We start from the raw sequence: 15,288 nt of genomic DNA on the forward strand, positions 1-15,288 counted from the left end.
GAGAAGTGCTCCTTAGAAAGGAGGTGATCCAGCCGCACCTTCCGGTACGGCTACCTTGTTACGACTTCGTCCCAATCGCCAGTCCCACCTTCGACAGCTCCCTCCCACAAGGGGTTGGGCCACCGGCTTCGGGTGTTACCGACTTTCGTGACGTGACGGGCGGTGTGTACAAGGCCCGGGAACGTATTCACCGCAGCAATGCTGATCTGCGATTACTAGCAACTCCGACTTCATGGGGTCGAGTTGCAGACCCCAATCCGAACTGAGACCGGCTTTTTGAGATTCGCTCCACCTCACGGTTTCGCAGCTCTTTGTACCGGCCATTGTAGCACGTGTGCAGCCCAAGACATAAGGGGCATGATGACTTGACGTCGTCCCCACCTTCCTCCGAGTTGACCCCGGCAGTCTCCTGTGAGTCCCCATCRCCCCGAAGGGCATGCTGGCAACACAGAACAAGGGTTGCGCTCGTTGCGGGACTTAACCCAACATCTCACGACACGAGCTGACGACAGCCATGCACCACCTGTACACCGACCACAAGGGGGCGCCTGTCTCCAGACGTTTCCGGTGTATGTCAAGCCTTGGTAAGGTTCTTCGCGTTGCGTCGAATTAAGCCACATGCTCCGCTGCTTGTGCGGGCCCCCGTCAATTCCTTTGAGTTTTAGCCTTGCGGCCGTACTCCCCAGGCGGGGAACTTAATGCGTTAGCTGCGGCACCGACGACGTGGAATGTCGCCAACACCTAGTTCCCACCGTTTACGGCGTGGACTACCAGGGTATCTAATCCTGTTCGCTCCCCACGCTTTCGCTCCTCAGCGTCAGTAATGGCCCAGAGATCCGCCTTCGCCACCGGTGTTCCTCCTGATATCTGCGCATTTCACCGCTACACCAGGAATTCCGATCTCCCCTACCACACTCTAGTCTGCCCGTATCGAATGCAGACCCGGGGTTAAGCCCCGGGCTTTCACATCCGACGCGACAGACCGCCTACGAGCTCTTTACGCCCAATAATTCCGGACAACGCTTGCGCCCTACGTATTACCGCGGCTGCTGGCACGTAGTTAGCCGGCGCTTCTTCTGCAGGTACCGTCACTTTCGCTTCTTCCCTGCTGAAAGAGGTTTACAACCCGAAGGCCGTCATCCCTCACGCGGCGTCGCTGCATCAGGCTTTCGCCCATTGTGCAATATTCCCCACTGCTGCCTCCCGTAGGAGTCTGGGCCGTGTCTCAGTCCCAGTGTGGCCGGTCGCCCTCTCAGGCCGGCTACCCGTCGTCGCCTTGGTGAGCCATTACCTCACCAACAAGCTGATAGGCCGCGGGCTCATCCTTCACCGCCGGAGCTTTTAACCTCCACCCATGCGAGTGGAAGTGTTATCCGGTATTAGACCCCGTTTCCAGGGCTTGTCCCAGAGTGAAGGGCAGATTGCCCACGTGTTACTCACCCGTTCGCCACTAATCCCCACCGAAGTGGTTCATCGTTCGACTTGCATGTGTTAAGCACGCCGCCAGCGTTCGTCCTGAGCCAGGATCAAACTCTCCGTGAATGTTTACCGGTAATCCGGTSSACACCACGAGAGCGGAACAGCCAGGCGGAATAAGCCCGGCCGTTCACAGCGTCCTCGCTGTGTTTTGTTTCAAAGGAACCTCATCCTCGGCTATCACTGCCGGGGACGGGGTATCAACATATCTGGCGTTGATTTTTGGCACGCTGTTGAGTTCTCAAGGAACGGACGCTTCCTTTGTACTCTATCAACATATCTGGCGTTGATTTTTGGCACGCTGTTGAGTTCTCAAGGAACGGACGCTTCCTTTGTACTCRCCCGAGAGACTCTCTCAGRCTTTCCTCCGGGCGCTTCCCTTCGGTCTTGCGTTTCCGACTCTATCAGATCTTTTCTCGACCCGATTTCCTCGGTGCTTTCCAGGTTCCCGCTTTTGTTTCGCGGTTTCCTTTCCGGCGGTTCCGACTTTATCAGAAGTTCCTGGGCGGTCTGACCGGCCATTCATTTTCCGACTTATCGGGGGTGCCTCTGCGGAATCATGGATTCGCGAGGCTCGTAGATACTAACCGCTGCCGACCGGACTCTGTCCAGTTCCAGGCAACTGTTCGAATCTACCTCCCCACGCGCTCCGTGTCAACGGCTTTTGTGGGGCGAAGAGGAGACTAGCAGCCCGGCGGGGCCCTCCGCACATCAGGCGGCCGTCGGCACCTCGGCGCTGCGCTCGGCGGCCTCGAGGTCGCCGGTCTCTCCGGCCCGGACGGCTCTGCCGCCCAGGACATAGACGTATGCGAGGAAGGCGAGCTCGGCTGCGATACCGATGGTGATGCGGGCCCATGTCGGCAGGCCCGACGGGGTGACGAAGCCTTCGATGGCGCCGGAGACGAAGAGGACCAGTGCGAGGCCGATCGCCATGCCGACCGCGGCTCGGCCTTCTTGGGCCAGGGCGGTGCGCCGGGTGCGTGGACCCGGGTCGATGACTGTCCAGCCCAGGCGGAGCCCGGTGCCGGCCGCGACGAAGACCGCGGTCAGCTCGAGCAGGCCGTGCGGGAGGACGAGGCCGAGGAAGGTGTCGAGCCGGCCCGCCGAGGACATGAGGCCGGCCCCGATACCGAGGTTGAGCATGTTCTGGAAGAGGATCCAGAGGACCGGCAGGCCCAGGAAGACGCCCAGGACCAGGCACATCGCGGCGGCCTGGGCGTTGTTCGTCCAGACCTGGGCGGCGAACGCCGCGGCCTGGTGGCTCGAGTAGTACGTCTCGTACAGGCCGCCGGGTCGGGTGAGCTCGCGCAGTTCGTCGGGCGCCGCTATGGAGGACTGGACCTCGGGGTGGGTGCCGATCCACCAGCCCAGGAGGACGGCGACGGCGGTGGACAGGAGTGCGGTGGGCACCCACCAGTGGCGTGACCTGTAGACCGCGGCGGGAAAGCCCTGCGTGAGGAATCGCGTCGCATCGCGCCAGGAGGCGCGACGGGTTCCTGTCACCGCACTGCGCGCGCGTGCCACGAGTTGGGTGAGCCGGCCGGTGAGCTGCGGGTCGGGCGCGCTGGACTGGACCAGGGACAGGTGGGTGGCGGTGCGCTGATAGAGGGTGACGAGTTCGTCGGTCTCGGTGCCGGTGAGGCTGCGCCGGCGGCGCAGGAGGGCGTCGAGACGGTCCCATTCGGCTCGGTGGGCGGAGACGAAGACGTCGAGGTCCATCGGTGTGCCTGCTCCTCGGCTGTTCGTCGGCGGCCGGTGATGGATGTCAGCTTGTCGTACTGCGGCGCGATGTGCCCTCAGCTTGGCAGACTGGCCGTTCTCGGGGTGGCCAGGGAAGGGACGACGGGCGTGAGTGAGCTGGTGACGGGTGAGGCCGTGGCGTTGGAGCTGCGGCCCGCCAGGCTGCCCAGTCGGGCGTTGGCCGTGCTGCTGGACGTGACCGTGGCGTTCGTGGTCTACGTCGTCGTGAGCATCGCTCTGGTGGCGGCTACGGCTTCCCTGGACGAGGCGGCGCAGATCGCGCTGTCGATCGCGACGTTTCTGCTGGTGCTGGTGGGCGGGCCGATCGCGGTGGAGACGCTCAGCCATGGGCGGTCGCTCGGGAAGATGGCGTGTGGGCTGCGGGTGGTGCGGGACGACGGTGGGCCGATCCGGTTCCGGCACGCGTTGGTGCGGGGCGCCCTGGGTGTGGTGGAGATTCTGCTGACGATCGGGGTGGTGGCCTGTATCGCCTCGCTCGTGTCGGCGCGGGGGCGCCGGCTCGGGGATGTCTTCGCCGGGACGCTGGTGGTGCGGGAGCGGGTGCCCGTGGCGCGGAACGGTTTCGTGCCACCGCCTCCGCCGTGGTTGGCGGGGCGGTTCCAGTCGGTTGATCTTTCGTCGGTGCCGGACGGCTTGTGGCTGGCGGTGCGCCAGTACCTGGGGCGGATGAACCAGCTGGACCCGCAGGTCGGCTGGGCGATGGCGGCGCGGCTGGCCGGAGATCTCGCCGCGCGCACGGGGACGCCGGTACCGCAAGGGGTGCCGGCGGCCGCCTATCTGGCGGCGGTGGTGCAGGAGCGCCAGGTCCGGGAGGCGCGGCGGGCCTTCGGGAACGGTCCGGTGGCGGGGTGGCCCGGGGGTCAGGGTGGGGCCGGAGGCCTGGGCGGTGCGCCCGGGGTCTACGGCCCGCCGATGCCGTACGGACAGCCCACGCCATACGGCCCGCCGACGCCGCACGGGCTGCCCGTGCCGTACGGGCAGCCCGTGCCGCCGGTGTCGTACGCGCCGTCGTACGGGCCGCCTGTGGTGCACGGGCCTGCTGCGGAGCAGTCGTCCGCTGTGGCTGCTGGGGCTCCGTCGGCGGACGCGGGACGGCCCGGGGGGCCGGTGCAGGAGTCGCCTGACGAACCGTCGCAGGGGCCTGCCACGGGGTTCGCGCCGCCGGCGTAGCCCCGCCCGGGTGGGGCCACCAGGAGTGGCGTCAGTCGAAGGTCGACGGGGGTGTTTCGAGGTCTTCGAGCTCGATGCCGGGGGCTGCGAGGACGACGTCGCCGGTGATGTGCACCATGTGCTGTTCCCCGGTGTCCAGGGCTGTGACCTGGTATTCGTCCACGGTCAGGGGGCCGTTGTCAGTGGCGTGTGTTTCTCTTCTCAGCAAGGCCCAGGACTGGTCCACGGTGCGCGGGGCGAGGACCGGATCGGTGAAGGCCACGAGGCGTACTCGGGTCGCCGGGGAAGAGGGGGACGAGGAGGGGGTGAGGCGGAGGAGCCGGCTGGTGGCGATGAGGAATGCGGGGGATGTGCCGGTGAAGGCGTGGGCGGGGACGTTGCCTTCTGTGGCCTGAGTGCCGGTGGGGTCGGTGCGCACCCAGGTGACGCCGTCGAGGGCTGCGCCGCGGACCTGCCAGCTGCTCGCGTGGAGTTCGAGGCGGAGGGGGCGGCCGAGGTCGTCGAGGGTGAGATCGACGGAGCCGGAGTGTTCGCCGGCGGGGGTGGTCAGTCGGGAGACGTAGCGCCAGCCGGAGGGGCCGGGGGCGCATTGGAAGTGCTCGTGTGCGAGGGGGGTGTGATCGTGCGGATCGTGGAGCGAATATCGGCCGCGGGGCATCGGGGTCCTGGGGTGTGACGGGCTGGTCGGGTCCGTCTCGACGGGTCGGCCAGCCAGGCTGACGGCCGGTCCGGCCGTGGGCCGAAGGGGCAGGCCCCCGGCACGGGGGTGCGGGGGCCTGCCTCGGAGGAGCTACCTGGTGCTGAGGAGCGCGTCAGTGCACGGGCGCGTCTTCAGCGGGTGGAGCCGTGGACTCAGTAGCGGTAGTGGTCCGACTTGTAGGGACCCTCGACCTCGACACCGATGTACGCGGCCTGCTCGGGACGCAGGGTGGTCAGCTTGACGCCGAGGGCGTCCAGGTGGAGACGGGCGACCTTCTCGTCGAGGTGCTTGGGCAGCACGTAGACGTCGACCGGGTACTCGTCGGGCTTGGTGAACAGCTCGATCTGGGCCAGCGTCTGGTCCGCGAAGGAGTTGGACATCACGAACGACGGGTGACCGGTGGCATTGCCCAGGTTCAGGAGACGGCCCTCCGACAGCACGATGAGGACCTTGCCGTCGGGGAACTTCCAGGTGTGGACCTGCGGCTTGACCTCGTCCTTGACGATGCCCGGGATCTTCGCCAGACCGGCCATGTCGATCTCGTTGTCGAAGTGGCCGATGTTCCCCACGATCGCCTGGTGCTTCATCCTGGCCATGTCGGAGGCCATGATGATGTCCTTGTTGCCGGTCGTGGTGACGAAGATGTCGGCCGTCTCGACGACCTCGTCCAGGGTGGTCACCTGGTAGCCGTCCATCGCTGCCTGGAGCGCGCAGATCGGGTCGATCTCCGTGACGATGACCCGGGCACCCTGGCCGCGCAGCGACTCCGCGCAGCCCTTGCCGACGTCGCCGTAGCCGAAGACGACCGCGGTCTTGCCGCCGATCAGGACATCGGTGGCGCGGTTGATGCCGTCGATCAGGGAGTGCCGGCAGCCGTACTTGTTGTCGAACTTCGACTTGGTGACCGCGTCGTTGACGTTGATCGCCGGGAACAGCAGGCTGCCGTCGCGGTGCATCTCGTACAGACGGTGCACACCCGTCGTGGTCTCCTCGGTGACACCGCGGATCTCCGACGCGAGCCGCGTCCACTTCTGCGAACCCTCGGTGATGGTCCGGTTCAGCAGCTCCAGGACGACCCGGTGCTCGTCGTTCTCGGCCGTGTCGGCCGGGGGAACCTTGCCGGCCTTCTCGTACTCCACACCCTTGTGGACCAGCAGGGTGGCGTCACCGCCGTCGTCCAGGATCATGTTCGGGCCGCCGGTGGGGCTGCCCGGCCAGGTCAGCGCCTGCTCCGTGCACCACCAGTACTCCTCCAGCGTCTCGCCCTTCCAGGCGAACACCGGGACACCCTGCGGGTCGTCGGGGGTGCCGTTCGGGCCGACCGCGATCGCGGCGGCCGCGTGGTCCTGGGTGGAGAAGATGTTGCAGGACACCCAGCGGACCTCGGCGCCCAGGGCGACCAGGGTCTCGATCAGCACGGCGGTCTGCACCGTCATGTGCAGCGAGCCCATGATCCGGGCGCCGGCCAGCGGCTGGGTGGCGGCGAATTCCTTGCGGATCGCCATCAGGCCGGGCATCTCGTGCTCGGCGAGGGTGATCTCCTTGCGGCCGAAGGCGGCCAGGGAGAGATCGGCGACCTTGAAGTCCTGTCGCTTGTCGACAGTCGTCATAGTGAGCTGCTCCTCGGGGTTTTGGTCGAGAGAGTGGAGTACGGCTGGTCTGCGCGGCGGCGGACACAGGGGTGCCCGATGAAGGGCATGGGCATGCCCGAGTGCGCGCAGCGCAGTCCGTCGGAGGCCCTCTCTCCCTCGGACGGTCCGTACCGGGACCGCCCGACCGCCATCAGCAGCGACGTCTGGCTCCGTTCCAAGCTACACCGGAGTGGCGGGGCGGCCCCAGTCCACCTCCGATCAGATCGAGCCGATCGCGATCAGGAATGTACTGGGGCTGAGGGGCTGAGGGGCTGAGGGGCTGGGGAGGGCGAGGGGGCGGAGGAAGGGACGGCGGGTGGAACGGCGGCAGGGCCCGCCTGGTGTGGGGCGGGCCCTGCCGGGGTGGTACGGGTCAGTGCTCGGTCGGGTGCTGGGCGGGGCCGCCCGGGGTCGCCTCGCGGTCGGAGCCCTTGGCGGCCTCGGCCTCGCTGTAGATGTCGGGCTCGAGGTAGATGACACGGGCGATGGGGACCGCGGTGCGGATGCGGGCCTCGGCGGCGTTGATGGCGGTGGCGACCTGGGAGGCCGTGTCGTCGTGCTGGACGGCGATCTTGGCGGCGACCAGGAGTTCCTCGGGGCCGAGGTGGAGGGTGCGCATGTGGATGACGCGGGTGACGGTGTCGCCGTCGACGACCGCCGCCTCGATCTTCCGCACGTCTTCGGCGGTCGCGGCCTCGCCGAGCAGGAGGGACTTGGTCTCGGCGGCCAGGACGAGCGCGATGAGGACGAGGAGGACACCGATGCAGAGCGTGCCGATGCCGTCCCAGACACCGTCGTCGGTGAGCAGTGCCAGGCCGACGCCACCGAGCGCGAGGATCAGGCCGACGAGGGCGCCGAGGTCCTCCAGGAGGACCACCGGAAGCTCGGGGGCCTTGGCCCGGCGGACGAACTCCGTCCAGGAGTGTTCGCCCCGCAAGGGATTGGACTCCCTGATGGCGGTGCGGAAGGAGAAGCCCTCGGCGATGATCGCGAAGACGAGGACGCCGACCGGCCAGTACCAGTGCTCGATCTCGTGCGGGTGCTTGATCTTCTCGTAGCCCTCGTAGATGGCGAACATGCCGCCGACCGAGAAGAGGACGATGGAGACGAGGAAGGCGTAGATGTAGCGCTCGCGGCCGTAGCCGAAGGGGTGTTGCGGGGTGGCCTCGCGCTGGGCCTTCTTGCCGCCCACGAGGAGCAGGGCCTGGTTGCCGGAGTCGGCGAGCGAGTGCACGCCTTCGGCGAGCATCGACGACGAGCCGCTGAACGCGAACGCCACGAACTTCGATGCCGCGATCGCGAGGTTGGCCCCCAGTGCCGCCACGATCGCCTTGGTGCCGCCTGACGCGCTCATGTTTTCGCGTTGTCCCTTCGCCTACGTGCGTACGCCGTGCAGGGCGGGGCCGACTTCGGCTTTGCCCGTCCTTTGCCGGGGGGCCATTCTTGCAGCCCTGTTCGGCAGCGGTGCGTCAGGTCGTCACGACGGGAGTCATACGACGACCGTGGCCCGGAAGACCGTACCCGCCCCGCCCACTTCGGCCTTGTGCCCCGCGGGGACGAAGACAGACGTGCCGGGCGTCAGCGCGTGCTCGCCCGCTCGGACGGTGCCCGCGGTGCAGAGCAGGATCTGCGGGGTGGGGAGGGTGAGGTCGTGGGCGGCGGCGCCCGGCGGGAGGACGTAGCGCGACAGGCGGAACTCGTCGATGGGGGTGTCGTAGACCTCTTCGCCGTCCGGGGCGGCCTCGGGGCGCAGGACGCCGGGGTCCGCGGGCTCGAAGCGGACGATGCGCAGGAGTTCGGGGACGTCGACGTGCTTGGGGGTGAGGCCGCAGCGCAGGACGTTGTCGGAGTTGGCCATGATCTCGACGCCGAGGCCGTCGAGGTAGGCGTGCGGGATGCCGGCGCCGAGGAACAGGGCCTCGCCGGGCTGGAGTCGGACGTGGTTCAGCAGCATCGCGGCGATGACGCCGGGGTCGCCGGGGTAGTGGTGGGCGATGCCGGCGTAGGGGGCGTAGTCGCCACCGAGGCGGTCGCAGGCGGCCGCCGCCTGGGCGACCGTGTGGGCCATCTCCTCGCGGTCGGCGGTGAGGATCGCGGTGAGGACCTCGCGCAGGGCGGCTTCCTCCGGCTGGGCGTGCAGCAGGTCGACGTACGGCTTGAGGGAGTCGACGCCGAGGCCGTCCAGCAGGTCGGCCGCGTGCGAGGGGGCGCGGAAGCCGCACAGTCCGTCGAACTCGGTGAGGGCGCAGATGAGTTCGGGCTTGTGGTTGGCGTCCTTGTAGTTGCGGTGCGGTGCGTCGACGGGGATGCCGCGGCGCTCCTCGTCCGCGTAACCCTCCTTGGCCTGTGCCAGGTCGGGGTGGACCTGGAGGGAGAGGGGGGCGCCGGCGGCGAGGATCTTGAGGAGGAAGGGGAGGCGGGGGCCGAACTTGGTGACCGTCGCCGCGCCGAGTTCCTGGTGCGGATCGGACGCGATGATCTCGACGAGGGTGCCTCGGTCGGTGCGTGAGGGTGCGCCCGGGTGGGCGCCCATCCACATCTCGGCCTGCGGTTCGCCGGTGGGCTCGGTGCCGAGCAGGTGCGGGATCGCGGTGGGGGAACCCCAGGCGTAGGGGCGGATGGTGTTGTCGAGGCGGTCCATGCGGTTCTCTCTGCCTGCCGGTCGGGTCTGCCGGTCGGTCTGCCGGTGTGGAGGTCTGCCGGTTCGTACGTCTGGGAGGTCTAGCGGTCCGTAGGTCTGTGAGCTCTAGCGGTCCGTAGGTCTGTGAGCTCTAGCGGTCCGTAGGTCTTTCTGCCGTCTGTCGCGCGTCGTCAGCCGTTTGTCGTCAGCCGTTTGTCGTCAGCCGTTTGTCGTCCGCCGCCTGGTGTCCGCGGTCTGGCGTCCGCCGTCCGGTGTCAGCCGTATATGGTCCACCGTCTGATGTCCGCCGTCTGGCGTCCGCCGCCTGGTATCTCGTGATTCTCGGGCGACGGACGGGTCGAGTCCGGATCGTCAGGATCCTGAGGCGAGGGCCAGGTAGACGGCGGCGAAATCCGTGGTGGCGATCAGTTCGGCGAGGGTGACGAGGGCGTCGCCCGCCTCGGGCTCGAGTTCGCTGATCGGCGTGTCGTGGCTGAGGGCCAGTTCGCGGGCGGCCGAGGCGGCGGTGAGGCCGCCGATCGGACGGTCGCGCAGCAGCACCACGCGCGCGTGCAGCGCGGGCGCTTCCTCGACGCGGTCGCGGAAGAAGTCGTCCGGGTCGGCGCTGGCGGCGAGGGGGCCGGCGAGGATCGCGTTGTGTTCGGCGAGGGCCTGCGGGAGTTCGGCCACCAGGGCGGGGCGCCCGGCGAGTTCGGCGAGGGCGGCGGCGAAGCGGCGGCCCGCCGGGCCGGCCGAGGTGCCTTCGGTCCAGATCACCGGGAGGGAGTCGGCGAGTTCGCCGGCCAGGGTCTTCGCCGGGTTGCTGTAGGCCGCGACGGCGGGGCCGCAGCGTTCGGCGACCTGGTCGAGCCGGTCGGCGACCCGTTCGAGCTCCTCGGGCGGGGCGGAGAGCAGGGCGACGCGGTCGAGGAGGGCGAGGAGGGGGGTGAGCAGGGCCCAGAGGATTCCGGGGGCGGAGGCGGCGTCCGGTACTCCCTCGTCCTGTTCGTACGGCGCGGTCGCGAGCGGCACGAACAGTCCGTGGGCGGCGCCGGCCGCTTCGGTGAGCGGGGAGTCGGCGGGGGCCACCGCGGCGACCGTGCAGCCGCGGCGGTAGGCCTGTTCGGCGAGGAGGGAGAGGCCGGGCTCGCTGCCGTCGGGGGTGGCGATGAGGAGGAGGTCCACGGAGCCCGCCCAGCCTGGCAGTTCCCAGCGCAGGGCGCCTGCGGCGGGGGCGACGCCGGTGGGTGTCAGTCGGATGACGGGGCAGGCGGCGCCGGCGAGCGTGCCGAGGAGGTCGGCGACGCAGGTGGCCGCCGCACCGGGGCCCGCGATGAGGATCGCGCGGGGGCGGCCGTCCGGCTGGAGGTCGTGGACACCGGCCTCGGCCGCGTACCGGGCGGCGGTGCGGACGCGGGCGCCGGCTTCGGCCGCTCCGCGCAGGAGGGCCCGGTGATCGGCCTCGGCCAGGGCCTCCGGCGTGTCGAGCAGCGAGTCGTCGAGCATGTCGGCAGTCTCCGATCGCCTGGGGCGTCGTCGGTTTGCGGGCCGGGTGGGGTGTGGCGGGGCGTCGCCCGGGAGGCCTGGTGCTCGGCACCGGGCGCGGCCGGGCGCCGGGGTGCTCGGGCGCCGGGGCGCTCGGGCCGGGACGGCAGCCGGCTCGGGGGCGGCGCCTTGTCCCGTCGCGCGGCACGGTGTGGGGTCGCGCGGAGCGCTGTTACGCGGGGCGGCGGGCCTCGTCGACGAGGAGGACGGGGATGCCGTCGCGGACGGGGTATGCCAGGCCGCAGTCCTGGCCCGTGCAGATCAGCTCCGTGTCCTGCTCCTCCAGGGGGGAGTGGCAGGCGGGGCAGGCGAGGATCTCCAGGAGGCCGGCTTCGAGCGGCATGGGGTGTCCCTTCGGGGGTGTGCGGATGTGCCTGGTCAGGGTACCGCTGGTGGCGTTGGGGCGTGGGGGTTGAGCGAGACGGGGCGGGGGGTGGGAGGGGGCGCGCGTGGGACGGGGCTGATGATCGGCCCGTCGGGGCGTCGGGGGCCTCGGGCTTTGGGCCCCGGCCGCCCTTGCCCTTTCCCACCTCCGGAGGCTTGGCCCCTTCGACCCCCTGGAGATTTCGCCCCCATTAACCCCTTTTCCAGCCGTGCGCTGCCCCCTCGAGCCTCCGCCACGCCTTGTGACGCCCTGCTGGGCCTGCTGGGCCTGCTGGGCCTGCTGGGCCTGTTGGGCCTTCAGGCTCGGATGATGGCCAGTGCCTCGTCGCGGATCTTGGCCATCGTGGGCTCGTCGCGCGCTTCCGCGTTGAGACGGAGGAGCGGCTCCGTGTTGGAGGGGCGGACGTTGAACCACCAGTCGGTGGCGGTGACAGTCAGGCCGTCGAGTTCGTCCAGGGTGACGTCCTCGCGGTCGCCGTAGGCCGCCTTGATCGCGGCGATGCGGTCCGCCTGGTCGGCGACGGTGGAGTTGATCTCGCCGGAGCCGGTGTAGCGGTCGTACTCCGCGACCAGGGAGGAGAGCGGGCCGTCCTGGCCGCCGAGGGCCGCGAGGACGTGCAGGGCGGCCAGCATGCCCGTGTCGGCGTTCCAGAAGTCCTTGAAGTAGTAGTGCGCGGAGTGCTCGCCGCCGAAGATCGCGCCGGAGCGGGCCATCTCCGCCTTGATGAAGGAGTGGCCGACCCGGGTGCGGACAGGGGTGCCGCCGTGCTCCTTCACCACCTCCGGGACGGACCAGGAGGTGATCAGGTTGTGGATGATCGTGCCCCGGCCGCCGTTGCGGGCGAGCTCGCGGGCGGCCACCAGGGCCGTGATCGCGGACGGGGGGACCGGCTCGCCCCGCTCGTCCACGACGAAGCAGCGGTCGGCGTCCCCGTCGAAGGCGAGGCCGAGGTCGGCGGACTCCTCGCGGACGCGCTTCTGTAGGTCCACAAGGTTCGCCGGGTCCAGCGGGTTGGCCTCGTGGTTGGGGAAGGTGCCGTCGAGCTCGAAGTACATGGGGACGAGCGTCAGGGGCAGGCCGTCGAAGACCGTGGGGACGGTGTGGCCGCCCATGCCGTTGCCCGCGTCGACCACGACCTTCAGGGGGCGGACGGCGGTCAGGTCGACGAGTGCGCGGAGGTGCGCCGCGTAGTCCTTCAACGTGTCGGCGGTGGTGATCGTTCCCGGGGTCGGGGCCGGCGCGGGGGCTCCCGAGTCCATCCAGCGTTCCACCAGTTCGCGGATCTCCGTCAGGCCCGTGTCCTGGCCGACCGGGGCGGCCCCCGCGCGGCACAACTTGATGCCGTTGTACTGGGCCGGGTTGTGCGAGGCCGTGAACATGGCGCCTGGCAGGTCGAGCGCGCCCGAGGCGTAGTAGAGCTGGTCCGTCGAGCAGAGGCCGATCTCGGTGACGTGTACGCCGAGGGCCGCCGCCCCGCGCGCGAAGGCGCCGGTCAGGACGGGCGAGGAAGGGCGCATGTCGTGGCCGACGACGATCGCCTCGGCTCCGGTCACCCGGGCGAACGCGGCGCCGAAGAGCTCGGCCAGCGTCTCGTCCCACTGGTCCGGGACCACCCCGCGTACGTCGTACGCCTTCACGATCTGTGACAGATCAGCAGCCACGGCCAGCCTTCCTGGAGTCTGTAGGTCACCACAAACTACCCGGGCCGGTTCACCGCCCGCGGTGGGGCCGCCGAGTGGACCCACAGACGTAACCGCTCCGCCATGATCCGCCGTCGTCCGAGGTGGGGCCGCTACGTCAGCATCCAGTCCGGTACGGGTGAGCTCTGCCCGACCACGATCAGGCATCACAGGAGGCACATCACAAGGAGCAGTCCGAGGCTCCAACGGGAGCACCTTGCGCAGCAGGTCGCCCCCCCCCCGGCCCGCGAGGCCGGCTGCGGCGCAGGCGAGGGCGAGGGCGAGGTTCTGCGGCGAGATCATCTTGCCGAGGACGCCGCCGGAGCTGTTGTCGCCGGCCGGCAGCTCCTGGGAGAGACCGGTCTCGCGGGCCGCGGTGACCGGGAGGGAGCCGAAGAGCGCGTTGGCTGAGGTGTCCGAGCCGGAGACGGCGACGCCGAGCGAGCCCAGCACGAGAGGGAAAGGCCAGCCCGCGCCGGCCGCCGCCACGAAGTGGCCGATCGTGACGGCCTGTCCGGAGAGGTTCATGGCGTGGGCAAGGGCCAGGACCGAGGTCAGGGTGAGGATCGCGTAACTCAACTCGTGCACTGTCGCGGCCCGTTCCCTGCGCGCCACGCGCGCGTGGATGCCGGAGTACGGCCGCGGCGCCGATCCCGGCCAGCAGGACGAGGGTGCCGCCCGTCGAGACGACCGGCCAGGTGAAGAGGTTGCCGCCGACCGGATTCCCGTCCGGGGTACCCCCGTTGAGCAAGGGCCGATCGAAGGTCCGGGTGACCCGCGCGAGCCGGCTTGACAGAGGGGATCTGGGCCACCGAAGCCACGACGATCAGCGCGTAGGGGTGTAGGCGCGCACGACCTCGGCGCGCGGGCCCCGTTCGTCCAACTCCTCGCTGCGGGTGCCCGTCAGCACCGAAGCGCGCACCGCTTCAGGGACGTACGGGCACGCGCGTGTGCGGTACGTCGGCCCAGCCGCGAGGCCCGCCAAGGCGGCGCTGATGTCGGCGAGTTGCGCGGAGGTGTAGTCGGAGGCGGCGAACTGGGCTACAGCGCAGGCGGTTCCGCGGGCAGGGCGGGAACCCGGGCCTCGCGCAGACCTCGTCGGACGTTCACCAGGCCGGCCAGGACGAGCGGCACGACGAGGGTGAGCAACGGCGTCTGACAGTCCGCCACCGAGGCCACGCTGTCCAGCGGCAGGTCGGTGACGCATACGGCGAGGCAGGCCACGAGGACGGCGGCCGACAGACCCGTCGGTCCCGCCGGATGGGCCTTGAGGCGGACGCCGCCGAGCAGGATAGGACGATCACCAGGGGCAGGGCCGTGACGAGGGCGGACAGGCCGAGCGAGTCGGCGACAGGTTGCGGTTCCTGCACGTACACGGGCGTCCCCCGATACCGATCACGCTTCCGGTCGCTCTTCCGGTCCCGCGCTTCCGATGACGCCGACGGTCACGTGCGCGATGGCGAGGGCGACGACGAGGGCGGTCGCCTTACGGCCGTTCCGCTGGTCGCGTGGGCGGTCGCGATTCCGGCCGCCGTGCCGGGCGGGCTTCCGGTCACGCTTCCGTCATGCGGAAAGCGATTTCTGGTTCTTCGGCCGAACGGAATGGTCGTGTCCGCGACAACGGCGCGTCGCTGGGTGTGCACCGGTCCGTGCGGACGAGAGGGGAGACCGGCTCAGTTGTCCGGCGAGCGCAGCACCCGCAGGTGGCCGCGGCGTGCGACCTCCATCGGGTCGATCGCGCGGGAGCCGCCGGGCCCAGCCGCGCGTCCCTGCGGGCGGGCCGCCTCACGGACGGCGTTGGCAAGGGCTTCCAGGTCGTCACCACTGGGGCGCGCGGGAGCCGAACCGTCGAGGAGCCGGACGACTTCCCAGCCGCGCGGGGCGGTGAGGCGCTCGGAATGCTCGGCGCACAGGTCGTAGCAGTGGGGTTCGGCGTAGGTCGCGAGCGGGCCGAGGACCGCGGTCGAGTCGGCGTAGACGTACGTCAGCGTCGCGACGGCGGGTCGGCCGCAGGCAGTTCGCGAACAGCGACGTACAGGGCTCACGACGTTGGACGGTACCGCACTCTTGAGCGGGCCGCGACGACTCTCCACCAGGTCACTCCACCGTGTCGGGTTGTGAAACGCCCCACGCGCCTCTCCAGTCATACCCCGCTGACCTGCGCGAACACCAGTCCCTAAACACACGAAGGCCTCGGCCCGTGGTCACCACTCGACACAAACGGCATCAATTGCGATGAGTTCGCCGGTCCCGGAGAGATACGGAATCGAGCCCAACGTTGGCTGGAATGGTCATCCCGCGACATGCGCGGCACGGCGGCC

At 69.5% G+C, this 15,288-nt stretch carries 10 protein-coding genes, 1 rRNA gene and 1 pseudogene; 1 reads left to right on the forward strand and 11 read right to left on the reverse strand.

Annotated elements, in window-relative coordinates; genetic code table 11:
- Window positions 1–16: 16 nt before the first annotated feature.
- Both ASD48_RS07010 and ASD48_RS07015 read right to left on the reverse strand, forming a co-directional pair.
- Window positions 17–1,542 (reverse strand): 16S ribosomal RNA (locus tag ASD48_RS07010).
- Between the two features lie 645 nt (window positions 1,543–2,187).
- Complete coding sequence (locus ASD48_RS07015) at window positions 2,188–3,195, reverse strand: stage II sporulation protein M (RefSeq protein WP_057600497.1); 1,008 nt, start codon at window positions 3,193–3,195, stop codon at window positions 2,188–2,190.
- Between the two features lie 129 nt (window positions 3,196–3,324).
- On the opposite strand from ASD48_RS07015, the gene ASD48_RS07020 reads away from it, so the two are divergent.
- Window positions 3,325–4,407 (forward strand): RDD family protein, encoded by a 1,083-nt coding sequence (locus tag ASD48_RS07020; protein WP_057601050.1) that lies wholly within the window; start codon window positions 3,325–3,327, stop codon window positions 4,405–4,407.
- A 31-nt stretch (window positions 4,408–4,438) separates the two neighbouring features.
- On the opposite strand, the gene ASD48_RS07025 is transcribed toward ASD48_RS07020, so the two are convergent.
- From ASD48_RS07025 to ASD48_RS07060, 9 genes and pseudogenes are all read right to left on the reverse strand, one after another.
- Window positions 4,439–5,065, reverse strand: a complete 627-nt coding sequence (locus ASD48_RS07025) for a hypothetical protein (protein WP_057600498.1) — start codon at window positions 5,063–5,065, stop codon at window positions 4,439–4,441.
- Window positions 5,066–5,259: 194 nt separating this feature from the next.
- Window positions 5,260–6,717 carry an adenosylhomocysteinase gene (ahcY, locus tag ASD48_RS07030; RefSeq protein WP_057600499.1) on the reverse strand — a complete coding sequence of 486 codons (1,458 nt, stop codon included), beginning with the start codon at window positions 6,715–6,717 and terminating at the stop codon, window positions 5,260–5,262.
- A gap of 394 nt (window positions 6,718–7,111) precedes the next feature.
- Complete coding sequence (locus ASD48_RS07035) at window positions 7,112–8,092, reverse strand: cation diffusion facilitator family transporter (protein WP_057600500.1); 981 nt, start codon at window positions 8,090–8,092, stop codon at window positions 7,112–7,114.
- A gap of 135 nt (window positions 8,093–8,227) precedes the next feature.
- Window positions 8,228–9,379, reverse strand: a complete 1,152-nt coding sequence (gene manA / locus ASD48_RS07040; RefSeq protein WP_057600501.1) for a mannose-6-phosphate isomerase, class I — start codon at window positions 9,377–9,379, stop codon at window positions 8,228–8,230.
- A 351-nt stretch (window positions 9,380–9,730) separates the two neighbouring features.
- Window positions 9,731–10,864, reverse strand: coding sequence for an SIS domain-containing protein (locus ASD48_RS07045; RefSeq protein WP_057600502.1), 1,134 nt, complete (start codon window positions 10,862–10,864; stop codon window positions 9,731–9,733).
- Window positions 10,865–11,075: 211 nt separating this feature from the next.
- Window positions 11,076–11,246: a Trm112 family protein gene (locus ASD48_RS41595; protein ID WP_079073636.1), complete on the reverse strand. Its 171-nt coding sequence runs from the start codon at window positions 11,244–11,246 to the stop codon at window positions 11,076–11,078.
- Between the two features lie 338 nt (window positions 11,247–11,584).
- The gene (locus tag ASD48_RS07050; protein WP_057600503.1) at window positions 11,585–12,949 is read right to left on the reverse strand and encodes a phosphomannomutase/phosphoglucomutase; all 1,365 of its coding nucleotides are present in this window, start codon (window positions 12,947–12,949) and stop codon (window positions 11,585–11,587) included.
- A 185-nt stretch (window positions 12,950–13,134) separates the two neighbouring features.
- Window positions 13,135–14,343 (reverse strand): annotated as a pseudogene (locus ASD48_RS07055) (L-lactate permease).
- A gap of 297 nt (window positions 14,344–14,640) precedes the next feature.
- Entirely contained in the window at window positions 14,641–15,060 is a 420-nt protein-coding gene (locus ASD48_RS07060; protein WP_057600504.1) for a DUF3499 domain-containing protein, read from the reverse strand.
- Window positions 15,061–15,288: the final 228 nt, after the last annotated feature.

It is taken from the genome of Streptomyces sp. Root1310 (assembly GCF_001426425.1).
Lineage (GTDB): Bacteria > Actinomycetota > Actinomycetes > Streptomycetales > Streptomycetaceae > Streptomyces.